Raw genomic sequence first — 17,578 nt, forward strand, 5'->3', positions numbered from 1 at the left:
GCGTCCCGGGTGGCGGCGGGGCCGCTCTTCGCGGCGGTGAGGCCGGCGTCCGGGGTTGGGGCGGGCTCGGGGGTGGGGTGGGGGGTCTGGCTGTCGGCGCCGCTGTGCTCGGGGGTGGGGCGGGCGTCCGGGGTGGCGGCGGGGCCATCGTGGCCGGCGGCGGGGCGGATGCGCGGGCCGGCGGCGGGGCCACTGTGCTCGGCGGTGAGGCCGGCGGTCGGGCTGACGGCGGGCTCGGCGGCGAGGCTGGCGGCGGGGCCGTCGTGGTCGGCAGCCGGGCGGGCGAGGGGTTCGTGGTCGGCGGTCGGGCGGATGCCCGGGCCGGCGGCGGGGCCACTGTGCTCGGCGGCGAGACCGGCGTCCGGGCTGACGGCGGGCCCGGGGGTGGGGTGGGCGCCGTGCGGAGTGGTAAGTCCATCGAGCTCGGCGGTCGGGCGGGCGACGGAGTCGTGGTCGGCCGCGCGGCGGGCACGCTGCGGACTGGCGGGTCCAGCGTGCCCGACGACGGCAGGGTCGTCGCCCTGGCTGCCGGCGGGCTCGCGCTCGACGACGGCACGCCCGCCCTGCGCACGGATGAGGCGTACGACGGAGTCGGCGACGACCTCGGCCCTCACCTCGTACGGCACGAGCAGCGTGACGACCTGACCGGCGAGGGCGTCGCCGTGTCCGTACCGGGCGCCCTTCTCGCGGATTTCCCGGACCAGCGCGGCGACGGGATCGACCCGCGCGTCCAGGCTGATGTTGAGGAACCCGGGCCCGGTGACGACGACGTCCCGGATGCCCTCGGTACCGACGAGCCGCGCCCGCAGCACCTCGGCGACTCTGCGCGCCGGCTGCCCGGCCGACGGGGCCAGCCGCAGGGCGACGGCGGTGGCGAAGTCCCCACACCCTCCGGGCCCCGGCTCCCCCACCACGACCCGCTCGGGCACGGTCACATTCAGCTCCCCGTCATCGACAGCACGACGCACCGCGCACAACACGGTACGGGAGAGCTGGGCGGGGGTCACGGGACAAGCGTAGGCGAGGAGGGGGGCGAGTCGGCGAGGTGGTAGGGGACGGGGGTGCGGGTGGAGGGGGCGGGTCGGGGACGGCCAGGGGCGGGAACGATCAGGGGCGAGGCAGGGGCAGGCCGGGGAGCGGGTCGGGGCCGGCAGCGACCAGGCCCCCGCCTCTGCCCCTGTCCCCGCACGGACCCCTGGCTCCGGCCGCTCAGGCACCGCCTACAGAACGACCGAATGTCACAGGGTCGAGGCACGCATTCCAGCCAGAGCGGACCAGGGAGAGGACACAGAAAGAGGGAAACCCGGAGCCAGGGATTCGGGAGCCGGGAGCGCACTCAGGCCACTGCCGGCGACTCAGGAGGAACCGGAGGAACCCTCGGCCCCGGGGGCGTTTCCGGGACTGGGTGAGACGCCATGACGGAAGGACCCTTCACCGCTTCCGGCGTCTCGGTCACCCGCGTCGCCACCGCCCCCGCCGTCACTGGGCCCCTCACTACCGCCCCCGGCGACGGCCTCCCCGGCACCACCGCCACCCGGACCTGCTCCCCCATCGTCTCCTTCAAGCCCCCCGGGCGCTTCTCCCCCACAGCCCTCGTCCCGCCCGGCCTTGCGCTCGAGGAGTTCCTTGACGAGCCGTACCAGCTCGGCGGGCTCGAAGGGCTTGGCGAGGAAGGCGTCGACGCCGACGTCGAGGCCGGTCTCGACCTCGTACTGCGTACACGCGCTGATGATGGCGAGGGGAAGGTCGTGCGTACGGGGATCGGCGCGGAGCCGGGCGGCGGTGCGCAGCCCGTCCAGCCGGGGCATGACGACGTCGAGCGTCACGACATCGGGCCGGACCTGGTGCACCACATCCAGACACTCGGCACCATCGGCCGCGGTCACGACCTCTAGCCCTTCCAGCTCTAGGTTGACCCTGATCAGCTGCCGGATGACCTTGTTGTCGTCCACAACAAGCACCCGGCCCGGAGCGCCTGGCACAACTCGAGAGTAGGTGCGGACCGGCCACCGCGTCCGGGTTTTCCCCACTTCCACCCCGTACAGGGGACCCACTCACCCTCCCCGGGGAACGGGGTTCCTGATCACCCCTCCGGACCTGCTAATGTTCTACCCGTCGCCGCAAGCGAGAGCGAAGCGCCCGACACGCCCCCGTAGCTCAGGGGATAGAGCAACGGCCTCCGGAGCCGTGTGCGCAGGTTCGAATCCTGCCGGGGGCACACTGTGTAAGTGTGTCCAAGACCCCGTCACCAGCGGAAACGCTGAGGCCGGGGTCTTCGCGTATGTGCAGCCGTATGCAGCCCGGAGCGGACCTAGACGGTGTCCCGTAATTGTTCTCGGGTATGCAGGTTGACCTGCCCGTTTGCTCGTCATCCGGTCAGGGTGAGGTTGTAGAGGCGGGCGATGCCGAGCATGGCGTCGTGGACGCCGTCGCCTCTGAGGCGGCAGTCGCGCAGGATCTTCCAGCTCTTCATGCGGGCGAAGGTGTGCTCGACGCGGGCGCGGACGCGGCGGTGGGAGGCGTTGTGCTCCTCCTTCCAGGCCGGCAGTTCCTCGTTCTTGTGACGGCGGTAGTGCGGGATGGCCAGGCCCGTGCCCCGGTAGCCGCCGTCGGCGATCACCGTGGGGGTTTTGCCGACTGCGGCCTTGGTGCCGGAGTCCTGCCAGGCCCGGCAGTCGTTGCGGTTGCCGGGCAGCGGCTTGCCGACGGTGACGACGAGGCGGGTGTCGGCGTCGATGACGACCTGGTGGTTGGTGGAGTAGCGGTAGTTCTTGGCTGAGGCGGCCACAGCTCGGTCGCGGGTGGGAACCAGCGTGCCGTCCACGATGAGCACGGTGTCCTTGCGGAACCGCCGCCGGGGCTGGAGCGCGAGAGCCGGCCCGAGATGGTCGACGACTCGGTCGGCCGCCGACTTCGAGACGCCGAACAGCGGGGCGATTTGGCGCAGGGTGAGGTTGGTACGCCAGTACGCGGCCACCAGCAGCACCCGGTCCTCCAACGGCAGCGACCACGGCCGGCCCTTGCGGACCGGATCGGCCCCCTCACGCCGCAGCGCGGCGATCAGCTTGTTGAACTGCCGCGGGCTCAGCCCGGTAAACGGACCTATCCACGAGGGCTCCGACGCCGTGATCACACCAGCCACGGCAAGATCATCTCAGCCCTCACCAGCAGTTACGGGACAACCTCTAGGGCTTCATCTACCTATCACACCAGAGCTAACCAATACAGGGCAAATACGGCTTCTTGTATCGATTTCTCCCTTCCGACGAAGTTCGGTCACGCTCGAAGTGGCGCGTGGCATCAGCGGCGAGTAGGACGTTCACTACCGGCCGCCCACCCCGATTCGACGGGTGCCGCAGGCGCAGCTCTGGCTTTAAGGCTGGCTGGGGGCACCGGAGTCGGCTGCCGTCTCGACCTTGGCGCGCGCACGCGGACATGATGATTTGATAGGGCGTCAGCCATCTGGTCGTTAGGTTCTTCGTCCCTCTGCACATGTTGGAGTGCGTGTGACCATCCCAGACCTCGTCGCAGCACCGGATCCGCAGCAGGAGTCGTTCAGTGCACTGGTCCACGTGGAGTATCAGCTCCGGGTGCTGGGACTGCTGTGCGCAGCTGCGGACGAGAGACCAGACAGGTTTAGTACGCCTGGCTCACTCGAGACATGGGCCGAGTATTGCCGAAAACAGAGCGAGAAACTGGGCTGCACCGAGTGTCGGACGGATGCGGCGGAGGTCGCTGACAGCATCGAGACAGTGATCGTCAAAGAGCCGCAAACGTCGATCAGGCGGGTACGCAACCAGGTGTGCCACGGCGGTCCGATTCCAGACAACATCGACCGTGCGGTCCTGCATGGAGCGGTAGCACTTAATGCTGAGCGCATCGAGCGGATCTACGAGCACGGCCACGTCACCGAGTTGAGGCCCTACTTTCGGATGGCCGACGGCGAGCTAGCGGCGCTGCACTCCTTCTCGGGGACAGCAGCGAGATATTGGCCACGTCGTGGCGAAGCCCGTGATGTGACAGATCCCGACGTAGTGGATGCGCTGAAGAAGCTGAACTTCCAGCGCGGCGATCGCCTGCTCGACGACTTCGCGCAGGACATCGCCCGGGATCTCAAGGGTTTTGCCGAACGTGACTCGGTCTACGTCCTGGCATCGCCGCCCGAACCTATCGCCGTGCGCTGGGATCGGCGCAGTTCAGACGGGCCAGTTCCGCGGGTCGATCGCTTCATCGTCGGCGCGGATCACGCCAGGATGTGGCTGACTGAGTCAGGGTCGAAGCCGTACAAGGCTTTCCTGGCGGACGTGTGTAACTGGCCGTTGCTCAAACGGCGACTGCTGGAGGAGCTCGAGGAACAGGTCACTGCGGAAAAGCGGATCAGCCGGGAGTTGTTCCCGAACCTGCAGCAGCGCATTCCTCATGTGCCGACGATGGTGCAGTTCGACGACGACTACCAGGGCCCTCGCACCGACCTCACCATCACCAAGGCTTGCGAGGAAGTTACCGACGGTATCCATGCGTACCGCGGCAGCACAAACCTCATCACGCTGACTGGCGAAGCCGGGGCCGGCAAAACCCACAGTCTGCTCCAGTTCGCCCGGGAGTCGCTGACCGCAGGCGGCGGCCTCGACCCGGTGGCGATTTATATCTCCTCCAGCAGGACTAGCGCGACCAGCCTGGACAAACTGATCACTGAGAGAGTCGCCGGCACGCGCATCCTAGACCGAGAGCCGGTATTGGCTCTGTGCCGGGCTGGGCTGGCGATACTGGTGATCGACGGGTTCGACGAGATGCTGGGCTTCCGGTCCTACGACGACCCGCTATCGGGCCTACAGCCGATCCTTGACCAACTCCGCAACCGGGGAGCTGTCATCCTCTCCGCGAGAGCGAGCTACTCTGAAGCGCGGCTCTGGAAGAGCTTGGCGGAGCACCCTGCTAAGGCGTCGAATCACCGGTTGACGACGATGAAGCTGCAGCCATGGCGGCGTGCGGAGCTACTCAAGCTCGCGGACCATCTATCGAGCGAAATGGTCACCGAGGAAGCACCAGAGATCCGGCAGCTGCTGACCACGCCGTTCTTCTGCCTCGCCTATATCGCGTGGAAGCAGACCGATCCGTCCGGTGACTTCCTACGGTTTGTGGTCGATACCTATCTTCAACGCGAGTTGAGCAAGCTAAGGGACGCGCAGGACGCCGAGCTCTTCAGCCAGGAAGACCTCTCCGAGATCTTCTGCGAGGTTGCAGAGATGACCGCGCGCAGCGTGGCCGCGGAGGTCGCCGAGTCTGACCTGGTGGTCGCGGCGGAAGTCGCGTTGGGCAGGGAACTCGACGAGAAGGAACAGCGCCGACTGGTCGCCCTGTGCGGCATGAGCGCCGAATGGTCGGAGCATGAGCTCTCGTTCAGCTTCACCCACCTCGCTATCGCCGAACACTTCCTCGCCCGACAAATCGTTCGGGTGCCGTTCCAGCAAGCTCTGGCGCTGCTGTCCGAAGTGGCGATCTCAGCGCTGTGCGCTCAGCTGATCGCTTCGATGTGGTCGGAGGTGGCCCGGGACGAGCGATTGGAGGCACTCGTCGCCGCGCTTCAAGTCAGAGTGAGTGCAGCCCAGTCGACTGAGGAGTGCCGTCCCGCCATGGCCAGTCTCGGTGAGCTGTGGGCGAGAGTACACGGGACCGCGGAGAACGCGAGGGCCGTTAGCCGGATCATGGTTGATAGGCTTGAGTTGAATGGCTCCGGAACGGTGACGCTCGACCAGGCACAGGTGAAGCACCTGGTGGTAGGGCCGGGAGTCACAGTGCGACTGACCGGCAGCCAGATCGATCAGCTGGACCTTTCTCGGACGTCCGGCAATCCGCTGCTGGACGACTCTCACAAGTATGTGGGCGAACTGTTCACTCAGGGCGGGCTGGCGACTACCCCGCGCCAGATAAGGGAACTGCTCGGCTTGCCTGAGGAGTCCGTCGATGAGAGTGACATCGAAGCGTTCTTCCGGGACAAGATCGCTAATTCCCGGGCAGCGATCATCGTGGACCGGCATTACAATCCGCCGGACGAGGACGTCCGGATGAAGTGGACACGCGAGCACGGTGACAGGTGGCAAGCCTTCGCTAAGCGGCTGCTAGCCGAGGGGAAGTTGATCGAGGAACGGGTGAACGCAGCCGGCCCCCAGAAGCGGCGTCTGCGGCCGACCGAATCGTTCTTTGAGGAGAGTGAAACCGTCTCTTCACAGGAGGCAGCTTATTCAATTGAGCACCGTCGCAGGTAGCGCACGAAACGAGAGAGGCCCCAGGCAGGGTTGGCGACAACCCGCGGATCTACCTGGTTCCAAACCTTGGGCTTCTGCCAGCGAACGGCTGTGATCGATTCTCACGAAGTTCCCCCAGGTAAACCGCACAGTTTGCAGCGTTGACGAGCGTCCGGCGCTTACGCCGCACCGTTTCCGCCGTTGCGGCCGTGCGTCCAGCTTGAGTTTCAGCGAGCCTAAGGCTGCACGGGCAGTGGCGGATTCAGCAAGATCGGCGAGCGGCCGAGACGCCTTGGCACCCAGTGGAGAAAGTACCGCACGTCGTCCGGAACCTCTCGGTCGGCAGGCCCCGGCAACACGAAAGCCCAATGGCGCAGCGCTTTGCGAATCGCCTCGTCGGCCGGCCGTCCCGCGCGCTCACCGAGGAGCTCCGCCGTCACGCTGGTAAGCGATTCGTTGATGCCATCCCGCGTATTGGGGGCAGCATGCGGCCATTCATCGCGAGGTACCTAAGGGCGAAGTCGTACCACGACACGACCGACTTCTGCTCTTCCATCGAAGTTGGTAGGCCGGATGCCGTGCCGAACTCCTTGCCGTCGCGCATCGCACGCATGAGCTTGGTGCGGTAGTGATCTGCAAGCGCCTTGGTGCGGAAGGACTCCGAGAAGACGCTGCCCGCCAAAGAGCGAACAGCGGACCCAACAGGGCGAGTGGTGCACTCACCCGGATGACACGGCCCTGATCTCCCCGGCACAGTGCGCGTACAGGCCCGGCTGGTGCCTTCACGTGGCCGAGGACGACGTATGGCCCCCCGCAGTGAGGTATGGATCCCGGAGCCTCAGCTTGGGCATGACAGGCCGTGCGGCGGTGCGCCCGGTGCGCGGCGAACCTCGCGATGGGCCGGCCGGTGCCGTTTGTCAGTGGACCATCGGTACCGCCCCCCGTTCCGGCGATAGTTGGGCTCGGCTGCCGTGGGGGCAGTGGACGATTTTTTCGGTCAGGTCCAGGCGGTGGGCCTCTGTGAGGAAGTCGGACAGGGGGGAGCGCATCACCGTGTAGTCCTCGTAGTGCACGGGGAGGATGGCGCGGGGGGCGAGGCGGCGGGCCAGTTCGGCGCCCTGGGTGCCGTCCATGGTGACCAGGAAGCCGCCCGGGAGGCGGGTGCCGCCCAGGTGGAGGACGGCCAGGTCGGCGGCCGGGAAACGGTGGGCGATCTCGTCCAGGCCGTCGTAGAGCAGGGTGTCGCCGGAGATGTAGAGCCGCAGCCGTACCGGGCCGCCCACGGGGCCGAACTCGATCATGCTGCCCATCACCGGCGGCAGCAGTCCGCGCAGCACCGGCTGTCCGGCGTGCCGGCCGGGCAGTGCGGTGACCGTCGCCTGGGCCGCGCCCCGCTGGAGCGTGAGCGCGCGCCAGGTCCGCAGTCCCGCCGTCCGCCGGAATCCGTGGAACACCCTCAGCCGGCGTGCCGCGTGCGGGGTGCTCAGGACCGGGATCGTGTGGTCCAGGGACCGGCGGGCCCTGCGGTCCCAGTGGTCGCCGTGCAGGTGGGACAGCACGATGCCGTCGATGCGGGGCAGGTCCCGGGGGTCTACGGCGGGTTCCGACAGGCGGCGGCTGACCAGGCCGTATCCGAGGTGGGCGTACTCGCCGCGGTGCAGGAAGTTCGGGTCGGTGAGGAGGGTCAGCGGGCCGTACCTCAGCAGCACGGTGGCGTTGCCGATGAAGTGCAGGTCGAGGGTGTCGTCCTCGGGGAGCGCGTCCGTGGAGGGCATGGCATCCGTCCTTCCGTCCGGTCCGGGGCCGGCGGCACCCATCCCTGCCGTGCGGTCCGCCGGCGCACCCCGTTCCACCCGGTGGGTCCGCTGGCACACCCCGCCCCAACCGGTGGGTCCGCCGACACACCCCGTTCCACCCGGTGCGTCGAAGTTCCCCGCCCCCGTTGTGCGGCGGGGTCGTCTGCCCCGCTGGGTACCCCTCGGTCGCCGGGCCACTCCGGGCGCTCGGGACGCTCCGGGCGCCCCGGGCCCGTCAGCGGCTGCCCTGGTCGGGGGCCGAGGTGGTCGAGGTGGGCGAGGTGGGCGAGCCGGCCGGGTTCCCCGGAGCCTGCGTGCCGCGGTGTGGGGCCGGACCCGGAGGACCCTGAGTGGTGTGCGGGGCCGGGCTCGGAGTCGTGTCCTTGCCCGCCGTGCGCATCCGGCCGTATGCGTAGACGCAGCCCGCCAGGGCCAGGTCGGACAGGAGCATGAAGCCGATGGAGTAGGAGGACTTGGCGCTGTAGACGGCGCCCATCACCAGGGGCGGGACGAAGCCGCCTAGGCCGCCCATCGCGCCGACGATGCCGGTGACGCTGCCGACCTGAGGCTGCGGGGTGACCCGGGAGACCAGGGCGAAGACCGAGCCGCTGGCCGTGCCGAGGCCCGCCGCCATCAGCAGGAGGCAGACCGTGGCCGTCGGGGCGAGGGCCGGGTCGAAGGACTGGACGACCGCCAGCAGGGCGACGAGGCCCAGCGCCCACGCCGTGACGACCGCCGGGTGGACGCGGTCGGCGAGCCAGCCGCCGAGCGGGCGGAAGACCACCGTGACCAGGGCGAAGCCGGCCGCCCGGGTGCCGGCGTCGGTGGGGCTCAGGCCGTACCAGGTCTTCAGGTACGTGGGGAGGTAGACGCCGAACGCGACGATGCCGCCGAAGCCGATCGCGTAGAGAGCCGAGAGTTCCCAGGTGACGCGGAGGCGGGCGGCCTGGGTCAGGCGGGTGGCCAGGCGGGTCGTCGGGACCGGGCGGCCGGGGCGGTCGTTGATCAGGAACGCGGCCAGGACGGCGTACACGGCGAGGGCGATCGCGATGACCAGGAAGGGCAGGTTCCCGCCCCGGTGGTACAGGCGCGGGGTGAAGAAGCCGGACAGGGCCACCCCGCCCATGCCCATCCCGAACACGCCGAGGGCGGCGCCCCGGTGGGCGGGCGGGAACCAGGAGTTGACCAGGGGCACGCCGATCGCGAACGTCGTCCCGCCGAGTCCGAGGAAGAAGCCCACCACGAGCAGGGCGGCGTACGACGACTTCGCCGGGATGAGGAGCAGTACCGGGATGATCGTCAGGGCGCTGGTCAGCGGGAACATCAGCCGGGCGCCATAGCGGTCGGTGAGCGCGCCGACCGGAACCCGGCCGAGCGAGCCGACCAGCACCGGGACCGCGACCAGGAGGGACTGGGCCGAGGCGCCCATGTGCAGGCGGTCGTCGAAGTCGGCGGCGAGCGGGGCGACGAGGTTCCAGGCCCAGAAGGTGAGGGTGAAGCCGGCGGTGGCCAGCGTCAGGTTGCGCCAGGTCGCCGCGGACGGTCTGTCACCGGTCATCGTCACACTCCCAGGAGTCGGCCCCGACTGCCCCTCCCCTCGCGACGACTTCCATGGTCGGGGACCGGTGCGCGCCTCGCATCCGGAGCGCGGGCCGGCCTCATGCGTCAGAGCGCGGGCCGACCTCATGCGTCAGTACGTGAGTACGTCAGCCGATACGCGGGTGCGTGCCTCAGCCGGTGTGCCGGTGCGTGCATCAGCCGGTACGCCGGTGTGTGCGTGTGCCGGTTCAGGTGCCGTCCGGCGGTGTCCACGCGGCCACCAGGTCCAGCAGGCCCGGGAAGCGGGCGTTCAGGTCGGCGACCCGGACGTGGCTGCGGCGCTCCAGGCCGTACTGGCGCTGGCGGGTGACGCCCGCCTCGCGCAGGGCCCGGAAGTGATGGGTCAGCGAGGACTTGGGGCGGTCCAGGCCGAACCAGCCGCAGGTGTGGTCGAAGTCCTCCGACTCCAGCAGCAGTTTGCGCACGATCCGCAGTCTGAGCGGGTCGCTGAGCGCGCCCAGCACGGTCTCCAGCCGCAGTTCGGAGACGGCCGGTTCGGGCAGCGGGTCGGGCAGGCCGGGCGGCTCCGGCGGCTCGGTGACGGCCACGGCGGGCCGGCCCTCCTCGGCCCCGCGCCCGGTCGGTTCTCCGGTCACTGCGACTCCTTCCCCCAAGCTGCCGCTTCTCCGGCTGCTCCCGCCTCTTGTACGACTCTGATCGTACTGCATGCTAAGTTCGACTCCGATCGTACAAGTACGACTCAAGTCGTACTGCTGCTCAGGGGAGGACTGTGTCATGACGGAGACCACGGCCGGCCTGCGGTCGCCGGCCTCGGCCCACGCCCGCGACGTGCCCGTGCGCTGGATCTGGCTCGCCGCCTGGCCCGTGACGGCGGTGTTCGTGCTGTCCAACGCGGCCACACCGCTGTATGTGCTGTGGCAGCGCGAGATGGGGTTCAGCAAGGGCACGCTGACCGTGGTATTCGCCTGCTACATCGCGGGGCTGCTCGGTTCGCTCCTGGTGTCCGGGGCCGCCTCCGACCGGCTCGGCCGTAAGCCCGTGCTGCTGCCCGCGCTGGGGCTCGCCCTCGTGGCCTGCCTGGTCTTCGCGACCGCCGGCGGTGTGGCCGCGCTGGTCGTCGCCCGGCTGTGCACCGGGGTCGCGGTCGGGGCGGTGGTCTCGGCGGGCATGGCCGCGGTGACGGACGTGGCCGGGCCCGCCCGGCGCCGGCTCGCGGCACTGGTCGCCTCCTGCGCGATGGTGTTCGGCGCGGGGCTGGGGCCGCTGCTCGCGGGCGTCCTGTCGGAGACGTTGCCCGGGCCCACGGTCACCGTGTTCGCGGTGGAGGCGTCCTTGCTGGGGACGGCGGTCGTGGCGGTGGTGCGGATGCCGGTACGGCGGGGGGACGGGGGCGGTGCGGGTGAGGGCGCCAGCAGCCGTGGCGGGGACAGTAAGGGCGGCGGTACGGATGCGGATCGCCATGCCGATGGCGGCGGTCCGGGTGCCAGCGGTCGTGCGCGCAGGTGGGTGCGGGTGCCCGGTGTGCCGCGTGGGGCCGGGTGGCCGCTCGCCCTGGGGATCGCCGTGTTCGCGCCGGGGATCACCGCGACGTCCTTCGTGCTGTCGCTGGGACCCTCGCTGCTGTCCGGGCTGCTCGGCACGGGCAGCCGGATCGTCGCCGGGGCGCTGGCGTTCGTGATGTTCCTCGGGGCGACGGCGGTGCAGTTCGCGGTACGGCGACTGCGCCGGCGTACGGTCCTGGCCGCCGGGGCCGGTGCCACCGCCCTCGGCATGCTCGCGCTCGTCGTCGCCGTGCGCACCGGGTCGGTGCCGGTGCTGGCCGGGGCCGCGCTGCTGGCCGGGGCGGGGCAGGGCATGGGGCAACTGGGCGGGCTGTCGCTGCTGAACTCCTCCGTGCCGGGCGGGCGGCTGGCCGAGGCCAACGCGGCGCTGAACGTGGGCGGCTATCTGCCCGCCGGGCTCCTTCCCGTCGGCGCCGGGTACGTGAGCGACGCGGTGGGGCTGACGGCGGGGGCGACGGTGTTCGGTACGGCGCTGGCCGTGCTGGCGGTGGGCGGGGGCGCGCTGGTGCTGGGGCGGCGCGGCCGGGCGGCCCTCGGGTGACGGCGGGCGGGATGAGGCGAAACCGACGGCCGGCGGGCGGGACCAGGCGGCACCCCACTGACGGCAGGCGGCACCAAGCGGCACCCCACTGACAGCAGGCGGCACCAGGCGGCACCCCCACTGACGGCAGGCGGGACCCGGCGGCACCCCCACTGGCGGCAGGCGGCACCAGGCGGCACCCGGTTCAGGGGAAGCCGGGGCCGGCCGGGATCAGGCCGACTTCTTGCGCGATGCCGTCTTCTTCGCGGCGGTCTTCTTCGTGGCCGTGCTCTTCGCCGTACTCTTCGCCGTGGTCTTCGCCGTGCTCTTCGCGGGGGGCTTCTCGCCCGCGGCCGCCGACCTCTCCGCCGTCTTGGACGTCGACTTCCGCGCCGGTGCCGTCTTCTTGGCCGCGGTCTTCGCCGACTTCTTGGCGCCCGTCTCCTTCGGTGCGCTCCGGCCCTGGCGCAGATGGGTGACCTCGGCCTCCTCGCCGGAGGTCCCGCGGGACTCCCGCGCCGCCCGCACGCTGTTCTCCAGCGCCGCCATCAGGTCCAGCACCTTGCCGCCGGCGGCGGGCTCCGGCGACTCCGGCGGAACCTCGCCGGAGGCCTTGGCGGCGACGACCTCCTCCAGCGCCTCCCGGTACTCGTCGTGCAGGTCCTCCAGGTCGACCTCGCCGAGCGTGTCCATCAGCGCGTCCGCGAGGTCCAGCTCCTTGTCGCGGATGGTGACGTCCGTGTCCGGTGCGACACCCTCCGGGGCGCGGACCTCGTCCGGCCACAGCAGGCCGTGCATGGCGATGGCGTCGCCGACCACGCGCAGCATGCCGAGGCGCTCCCGGCCACGCAGCGCGTACTTGGCGATGGCGACCCGGTTGCTGCGCTTGAGGGCCTCGCGCAGCAGGGTGTACGGCTTGGCGGCGGGGGCTCCGCCGGCCGCGAGGTAGTACGCCGCGCTCATCTGGAGGGGGTCGATGCGGTCGGCCGGCACGAAGGCCACGATGTCGATGGTGCGGGTGGTCGGGATGGGCAGGTGGGAGAGGTCCTCGTCGGTGATCGGGATGATCGTGCCGTCGGCGTCCTCGTACCCCTTGCCGATCTCGGCCTGGCTGACCTCGCGGTCCTCCAGTTCGCACACCTTGCGGTAGCGGATGCGGCCGTTGTCCTCGGTGTGGATCTGGCGGAAGGAGATCGCGTGGCTCTCCGTGGCGTTCACCAGCTTGATCGGGATGCTGACCAGGCCGAAGGAGATGGCGCCGTTCCAAATCGATCGCACGTGCCGCACCCTTCCGTCGCCGTTTTTTCCGGTTCGTCTGGAATTGTCATCTTATGACGCCTATCACAGAGGTGGAGGGGCGCCGGGTCGCGCTCAGCAACCTGGAGAAGGTGCTGTATCCGGAGACCGGCTTCACCAAAGCGGAGCTGCTGCACTACTACGCGACCGCCGCCACCGCCCTGCTGCCGCATCTGCGCGGCCGGGCGGTGTCCTTCCTGCGCTACCCGGACGGTCCGGACGGACAGCTCTTCTTCACCAAGAACGTGCCGCCGGGTACGCCCGAGTGGGTCACGACCGCCGAGGTGCCCCGGTCGTCGGCGGACAGCCCGGCCCGGATGGTGGTGGTGCAGGACCTGCCGAGCCTGGTGTGGGCGGCGAACCTGGTCACCGAGTTCCACACCCACCAGTGGCTGGTGCGGACGCCGCAGGAGGCGGACCGGCTGGTCTTCGACCTGGACCCGGGGCCGCCCGCGCACATCGTGCACTGCTGCGAGGTCGCGCTGTGGCTGCGTGAGCGGCTCGCGGCGGACGGGATCGAGGCGTACCCGAAGACCGCCGGGTCGAAGGGGCTGCACCTGCTGGCGGCGGTGCGGGGAGGTACGTCGGAACAGGCGTCCGAGTACGCGAAGGCGCTGGCGGTGGAGGCCGAGCGGGCGATGCCCCGGCTGGTGGTGCACCGGATGACGAAGAGCCTCAGGCCGGGGAAGGTCTTCGTCGACTGGAGCCAGAACGCGGCCCGCAAGACCACGGCCGCGCCGTACACCGTGCGCGCCCGCCGCACCCCGCTGGTCTCCGCGCCGGTGACCTGGGAGGAGGTCGCCGACTGCCGCAGCCCGGCGCAGCTCGAGTTCCAGGCCGGCGACATGGCGCCGCGCCTGACGGACCACGGCGATCTGCTGGCACCGCTGCTGGACCGGAGGTCGGCCACGCGGTTGCCGTGAGGGCGGGGCGGAGGCGGAGGCGGTCCGGGCGGGCCCCAGCCATCAGGCCCCGCCACCGGCCCCCGGGCCCAGGGCCCCGGGCCCCAGCCGCCGGACCCCGGCCCCCTACACCCTCCCCCAAGTCCTCCGGTCCCGGGCCATTCCGTGCAGGGCCTCCACGTCCGCCGGTTTGAGTACGCCGCCCAGTCGGGCCAGGTCCGCCAGTTCCGGGTCGCGCAGGATGCGCAGCGTGCGCGGCCGGGACGTCACGGTGATCTCGGCCGGGGCGACCAGGGCGAGCAGCGGGCGTACCTCGGCGGTCAGGGCGTAGGAGGCGCGGTCGGCGGCGGAGCGCAGCCGGCGCAGCAGCGGCTCGGCCGCGCGGCGGCCCAGGGTGACCATCGGGTCGGCCACCAGGACCCTGGTCCTGCGGGCGTACAGGGCGTGGACGGCGAACAGGCCGCCGGGGCCGATCACCAGGTGGTGGATGCGGTCGCCGCCGGGGAGCGGGACGGAGTGCAGGGTGTGCCAGCCGGCGCCGTCGAGGCCGTCCAGGGCCTGGCCGACGGTCTGCTCGGCGGTCAGGGCGTGCCGGCGCGGGTCGGGGCGCAGCCGGTGGGCGGGGGCGCGGTCGAGGGCGACGAGCAGGGCCTCGCCGGGGCGGTTGGGGGCGAGGTCGTCGTCCGGGTGCAGGGTCAGCCGGGCGAGTTCGGCCGGGGTCGGGACCGGGGGCGGCCCCACGGTCACGGGGCCGGTGAGGAAGGGCCGCAGGGCGTCCAGCACCTCGTCCCTGCGGTCCTCGCCGAGCAGGCTGACCCGGCCCGCCTCACGGTCGTACCAGGCGACGCTGCTTCCGTCCTCGCGGCAGACGTACAGCCGCTCACCGCCGTGCCGGAAGGCCGGCACCACGCGCAGTCCGCTCATGCCATCACCCCTCGACCATGGGAACAGGCGGGGTGCTCCCGGGGCAAGACCGGTTACCGTGGAGGCGGTCCCGAGCGGGGGAGTTGGGGAGGCGCCGTTGCGTACCCTCGGAATGCAGCCCGACGTACCGGTTCCGGAGAGCCCGTGGGACGAGGTCGTGCCCGGTCTGTGGATGGGCGGCCACGAGTTCCGGAGCCGTTCGGGACGGCTGGAGATCGCCGTCGTCGGTGACGAGTTCGACGTGGTGCAGAGCATGCTGCGGCTGCCCGGGTACGGGCCGGACCCGGGCGTGGAGCACCACGTGTGGCCGATCCCGGACGGACCGCTGGACGGGACCCAGCTGGCGGGTGTGATCCGGCTGGCGCGGGCGGTGAACGAGGCGCTGGACGCCGGGCGCCGGGTGCTCGTGCGCTGCTACCACGGGTACAACCGGTCGGGGCTGGTCATCGCGCACGCCCTGGTGCAGCGGGGTGACACGGCCGACCAGGCGATCCAGCTGATCCGGGCCCGCCGTTCGGCGTGGGCGCTGCACAACGAGCTGTTCGTGGACTATCTGCGGACGGGGCTGGCGACCGTGCGGCTGCTGGAGGAACTCGCCGAGTGAGCCCCGGCTCGCGACGCGACGAGCCGGCGACGCGACGAGCCGGCGACGCGAAGAACCATCGGAGCGAAGAACCACCGGAGCGGTACGCCGAAGCAGTACAAAGCAGACGTCCGTCAGAATGTAGGGATGCCAGACCGTCGTCCCGCGCGCACCGCTCCCGTCCTGGCCGTCGTCGCCCTGCTGTCGGCGACGGCGACGGCCTGCGGGGACACCGGCGCGCTGCACGGCGCCGGGCCCACCGCGACCGCCGTCGGCCCGGTCCGGCTGTGGCCGGACCTCAGGCCGGCGTCCAGCCCGGCCTATCCGTACGACGTGGCGACCCGGCGCACGGTCAAGGGCGTCACGGTGCCCGGTGACGACATCCGGAGGGCGGATCCGGTGGACGTGGTGGCGGCGGAGCTGACGGCGCGCCCCGACGAGTACGGGTCCAAGGGCGCGTACCACGCCACCGTGGACCGGATGAAGGAGTGCCGGCCGGGCGGCGACCGGGCCCGGTGTCCGCTGCTGAAGCCGTACTACCGGGACCTCACCGGGGACGGCCGGGCGGATCTGACGCTCGGCTTCCGGCTGTACCCGACCAACCAGACGGCGGTACGCGTCTACACCGTCGAGCGGCACCGGCTGGTGCAGGTGCTGGCCGACAACGACGCGATCACCGGGGTGGAGCTGGCCGGGCGGGCGCTGATCGAACGCTCCCCCGCCGACATCTCCGGTTACGAGTACCGCACCACCTGGGTGTGGGACCCGGGCCAGCGCGCGATGGTGTTCTCCCGCGACGAGTACCTGCACGTCGGCGACGGCCGGCACGGCAGGACACCGTCCCCGTCGGCCCGGCCCTCCGCCTCGCCCTCCGCCCCGCCCCCGTCCTCCGCCTCGCCGTCCGCCGGTCTCCCGGGTGCGCGATGAGGTTCGCGCTGCCTTCCTGGGCCGGGGCCCTCGCCGTCAAGGCCGCCGCGTTCATCACGGTGATGTGCTGTGCGCTGGCCGCGCTGCTCGGCGTCCTCGTCCATGTCTCGGTGACCAACCAGACCGTCGGCCAGGCCCGTGACCTGGCGCTGTCCCGGCTGGCGGACGCCACCGGGGCGTACGAGGCCGGGGACACGCTCCGGCAGGGCGCCGGGGTGGACCCCGCGGGGCTGCCCGCGCCGCTGCGCGCGCTGGCGGTGGCCGGGCAGCGCGGCACGATGGTCGCCACCTACCGGGGGCGGCCGACCATGTGGGCGGCGGGCCCGGTGACCGGGCGCCGGGCGCTGGCCGTGGAGGTCGACTACTCGCAGCAGGCCCGCACCATCGCCGGTCTCGACCAGTCGATCCTGTGGTCGTCGGTGCTGGCGATCGGGGCCACCGTGCTGGTCGGCGTGTTCGCGGTGACCCGGGTGACCCGGCGGCTGCACGGCACGGCGCGGGTGGCGCGCAGGATCAGCGCCGGCGATCTGGACGCCCGGGTGAACGACCCGCGGACGAGGGACCCGTCCCGCCCGCAGGACGAGGTCGCCGCGGTGGCCGGCGCGCTGGACACGATGGCCTCCTCCTTGCAGGGCAAGCTGCTGAGCGAGCAGCGGTTCACCGCGGACGTGGCGCACGAGCTGCGCACCCCGCTCACCGGGCTGCACGCGGCGGCCGAGCTGCTGCCGCCGGGGCGGCCGACGGAGCTGGTGCGGGACCGGGTGGCGGCGCTGCGCACGCTCACCGAGGATCTGCTGGAGATCTCCCGGCTGGACACCGGGCGGGAGCGGCTGGAGGTCGGCACCGAGGAGCTGGGAGCGCTGGCCGCGCGGGTGGTACGGGCCTCGGGCACCGACACCGAGGTGCGCCTCCTGCGGGACGCCCGGGTGGAGACGGACCGGCGGCGGCTGGAGCGGGTGCTGGGGAATCTGGTGGCCAACGCGCACCGGCACGGGGCGCCTCCGGTGGTGCTGGCCGTGGACGGGCCGGTGGTGACCGTACGGGACCACGGCGGCGGGTATCCGGAGTACCTGGTCGCGCACGGGCCGCAGCGGTTCCGCACGGAGGGCGGGGCGACGGGGCACGGGCTCGGGCTGACCATCGCGGCGGGACAGGCGGAGGTGCTGGGCGCCGTGCTGGAGTTCGCCAACGCGGCGGACGGGGGCGCGATCGCCACATTGCGGCTCCCGGCGACCCCGCCCGGCCCGGAACCCTAGACCCCAC

Annotated in this window: 13 protein-coding genes, 1 tRNA gene and 2 pseudogenes; 7 read left to right on the forward strand and 9 right to left on the reverse strand. The window is 71.3% G+C overall.

The genetic code is table 11. From position 1 onward, the window contains the following. Positions 1–509: 509 nt before the first annotated feature. Both ACZ4SV_RS00980 and ACZ4SV_RS00985 read right to left on the reverse strand, forming a co-directional pair. A pseudogene (locus ACZ4SV_RS00980) lies at positions 510–1,217 on the reverse strand (hypothetical protein); the annotation flags it as partial. Between the two features lie 288 nt (positions 1,218–1,505). Then, positions 1,506–2,030 (reverse strand): annotated as a pseudogene (locus tag ACZ4SV_RS00985) (response regulator); the annotation flags it as partial. Positions 2,031–2,146: 116 nt separating this feature from the next. Between ACZ4SV_RS00985 and ACZ4SV_RS00990 the strand changes: the two are divergent. Beyond that, a tRNA-Arg gene (locus tag ACZ4SV_RS00990) sits at positions 2,147–2,218 on the forward strand. Positions 2,219–2,368: 150 nt separating this feature from the next. On the opposite strand, the gene ACZ4SV_RS00995 is transcribed toward ACZ4SV_RS00990, so the two are convergent. Further along, on the reverse strand, positions 2,369–3,142 hold the full coding sequence (locus ACZ4SV_RS00995; RefSeq protein WP_468000464.1) for a transposase: 774 nt from the start codon (positions 3,140–3,142) through the stop codon (positions 2,369–2,371). 364 nt (positions 3,143–3,506) lie between these two features. Here ACZ4SV_RS00995 and ACZ4SV_RS01000 point away from each other — a divergent pair, with 364 nt between their 5' ends. Beyond that, complete coding sequence (locus ACZ4SV_RS01000; RefSeq protein WP_468000466.1) at positions 3,507–6,266, forward strand: NACHT domain-containing protein; 2,760 nt, start codon at positions 3,507–3,509, stop codon at positions 6,264–6,266. Between the two features lie 415 nt (positions 6,267–6,681). Here the strand turns inward: ACZ4SV_RS01000 and ACZ4SV_RS01005 are convergent, their stop codons facing one another. From ACZ4SV_RS01005 to ACZ4SV_RS01020, 4 genes are all read right to left on the reverse strand, one after another. Further along, on the reverse strand, positions 6,682–6,927 hold the full coding sequence (locus tag ACZ4SV_RS01005) for a hypothetical protein (RefSeq protein ID WP_468000468.1): 246 nt from the start codon (positions 6,925–6,927) through the stop codon (positions 6,682–6,684). Positions 6,928–7,162: 235 nt separating this feature from the next. Further along, positions 7,163–8,020, reverse strand: a complete 858-nt coding sequence (locus ACZ4SV_RS01010; protein WP_468000470.1) for an MBL fold metallo-hydrolase — start codon at positions 8,018–8,020, stop codon at positions 7,163–7,165. Between the two features lie 256 nt (positions 8,021–8,276). Next, entirely contained in the window at positions 8,277–9,599 is a 1,323-nt protein-coding gene (locus ACZ4SV_RS01015; protein ID WP_468000472.1) for a nitrate/nitrite transporter, read from the reverse strand. Positions 9,600–9,828: 229 nt separating this feature from the next. After that, on the reverse strand, positions 9,829–10,188 hold the full coding sequence (locus ACZ4SV_RS01020) for an ArsR/SmtB family transcription factor (RefSeq protein WP_468001277.1): 360 nt from the start codon (positions 10,186–10,188) through the stop codon (positions 9,829–9,831). Positions 10,189–10,375: 187 nt separating this feature from the next. Here ACZ4SV_RS01020 and ACZ4SV_RS01025 point away from each other — a divergent pair, with 187 nt between their 5' ends. Beyond that, positions 10,376–11,704: an MFS transporter gene (locus ACZ4SV_RS01025; RefSeq protein ID WP_468000474.1), complete on the forward strand. Its 1,329-nt coding sequence runs from the start codon at positions 10,376–10,378 to the stop codon at positions 11,702–11,704. A 210-nt stretch (positions 11,705–11,914) separates the two neighbouring features. Here the strand turns inward: ACZ4SV_RS01025 and ku are convergent, their stop codons facing one another. Beyond that, positions 11,915–12,961 carry a non-homologous end joining protein Ku gene (ku, locus tag ACZ4SV_RS01030; RefSeq protein WP_468000476.1) on the reverse strand — a complete coding sequence of 349 codons (1,047 nt, stop codon included), beginning with the start codon at positions 12,959–12,961 and terminating at the stop codon, positions 11,915–11,917. Positions 12,962–13,014: 53 nt separating this feature from the next. On the opposite strand from ku, the gene ligD reads away from it, so the two are divergent. Next, positions 13,015–13,902: a non-homologous end-joining DNA ligase gene (ligD, locus tag ACZ4SV_RS01035; protein WP_397981527.1), complete on the forward strand. Its 888-nt coding sequence runs from the start codon at positions 13,015–13,017 to the stop codon at positions 13,900–13,902. 105 nt (positions 13,903–14,007) lie between these two features. Here ligD and ACZ4SV_RS01040 read toward each other — a convergent pair whose 3' ends face one another. Continuing rightward, positions 14,008–14,805, reverse strand: a complete 798-nt coding sequence (locus tag ACZ4SV_RS01040) for a nuclease-related domain-containing protein (protein ID WP_468000479.1) — start codon at positions 14,803–14,805, stop codon at positions 14,008–14,010. A 97-nt stretch (positions 14,806–14,902) separates the two neighbouring features. On the opposite strand from ACZ4SV_RS01040, the gene ACZ4SV_RS01045 reads away from it, so the two are divergent. The 3 genes from ACZ4SV_RS01045 (at position 14,903) to ACZ4SV_RS01055 (ending at position 17,571) form a co-directional block, all read left to right on the forward strand. Further along, complete coding sequence (locus tag ACZ4SV_RS01045; RefSeq protein WP_365879524.1) at positions 14,903–15,409, forward strand: protein-tyrosine phosphatase family protein; 507 nt, start codon at positions 14,903–14,905, stop codon at positions 15,407–15,409. A 126-nt stretch (positions 15,410–15,535) separates the two neighbouring features. Next, on the forward strand, positions 15,536–16,315 hold the full coding sequence (locus ACZ4SV_RS01050; protein WP_468000482.1) for a hypothetical protein: 780 nt from the start codon (positions 15,536–15,538) through the stop codon (positions 16,313–16,315). After that, positions 16,312–17,571, forward strand: coding sequence for an ATP-binding protein (locus ACZ4SV_RS01055; RefSeq protein ID WP_468000484.1), 1,260 nt, complete (start codon positions 16,312–16,314; stop codon positions 17,569–17,571). Before ACZ4SV_RS01050 ends, ACZ4SV_RS01055 begins: the two co-directional genes overlap by 4 nt. Positions 17,572–17,578: the final 7 nt, after the last annotated feature.

Source organism: Streptomyces sp. NPDC027672 (assembly GCF_055566335.1).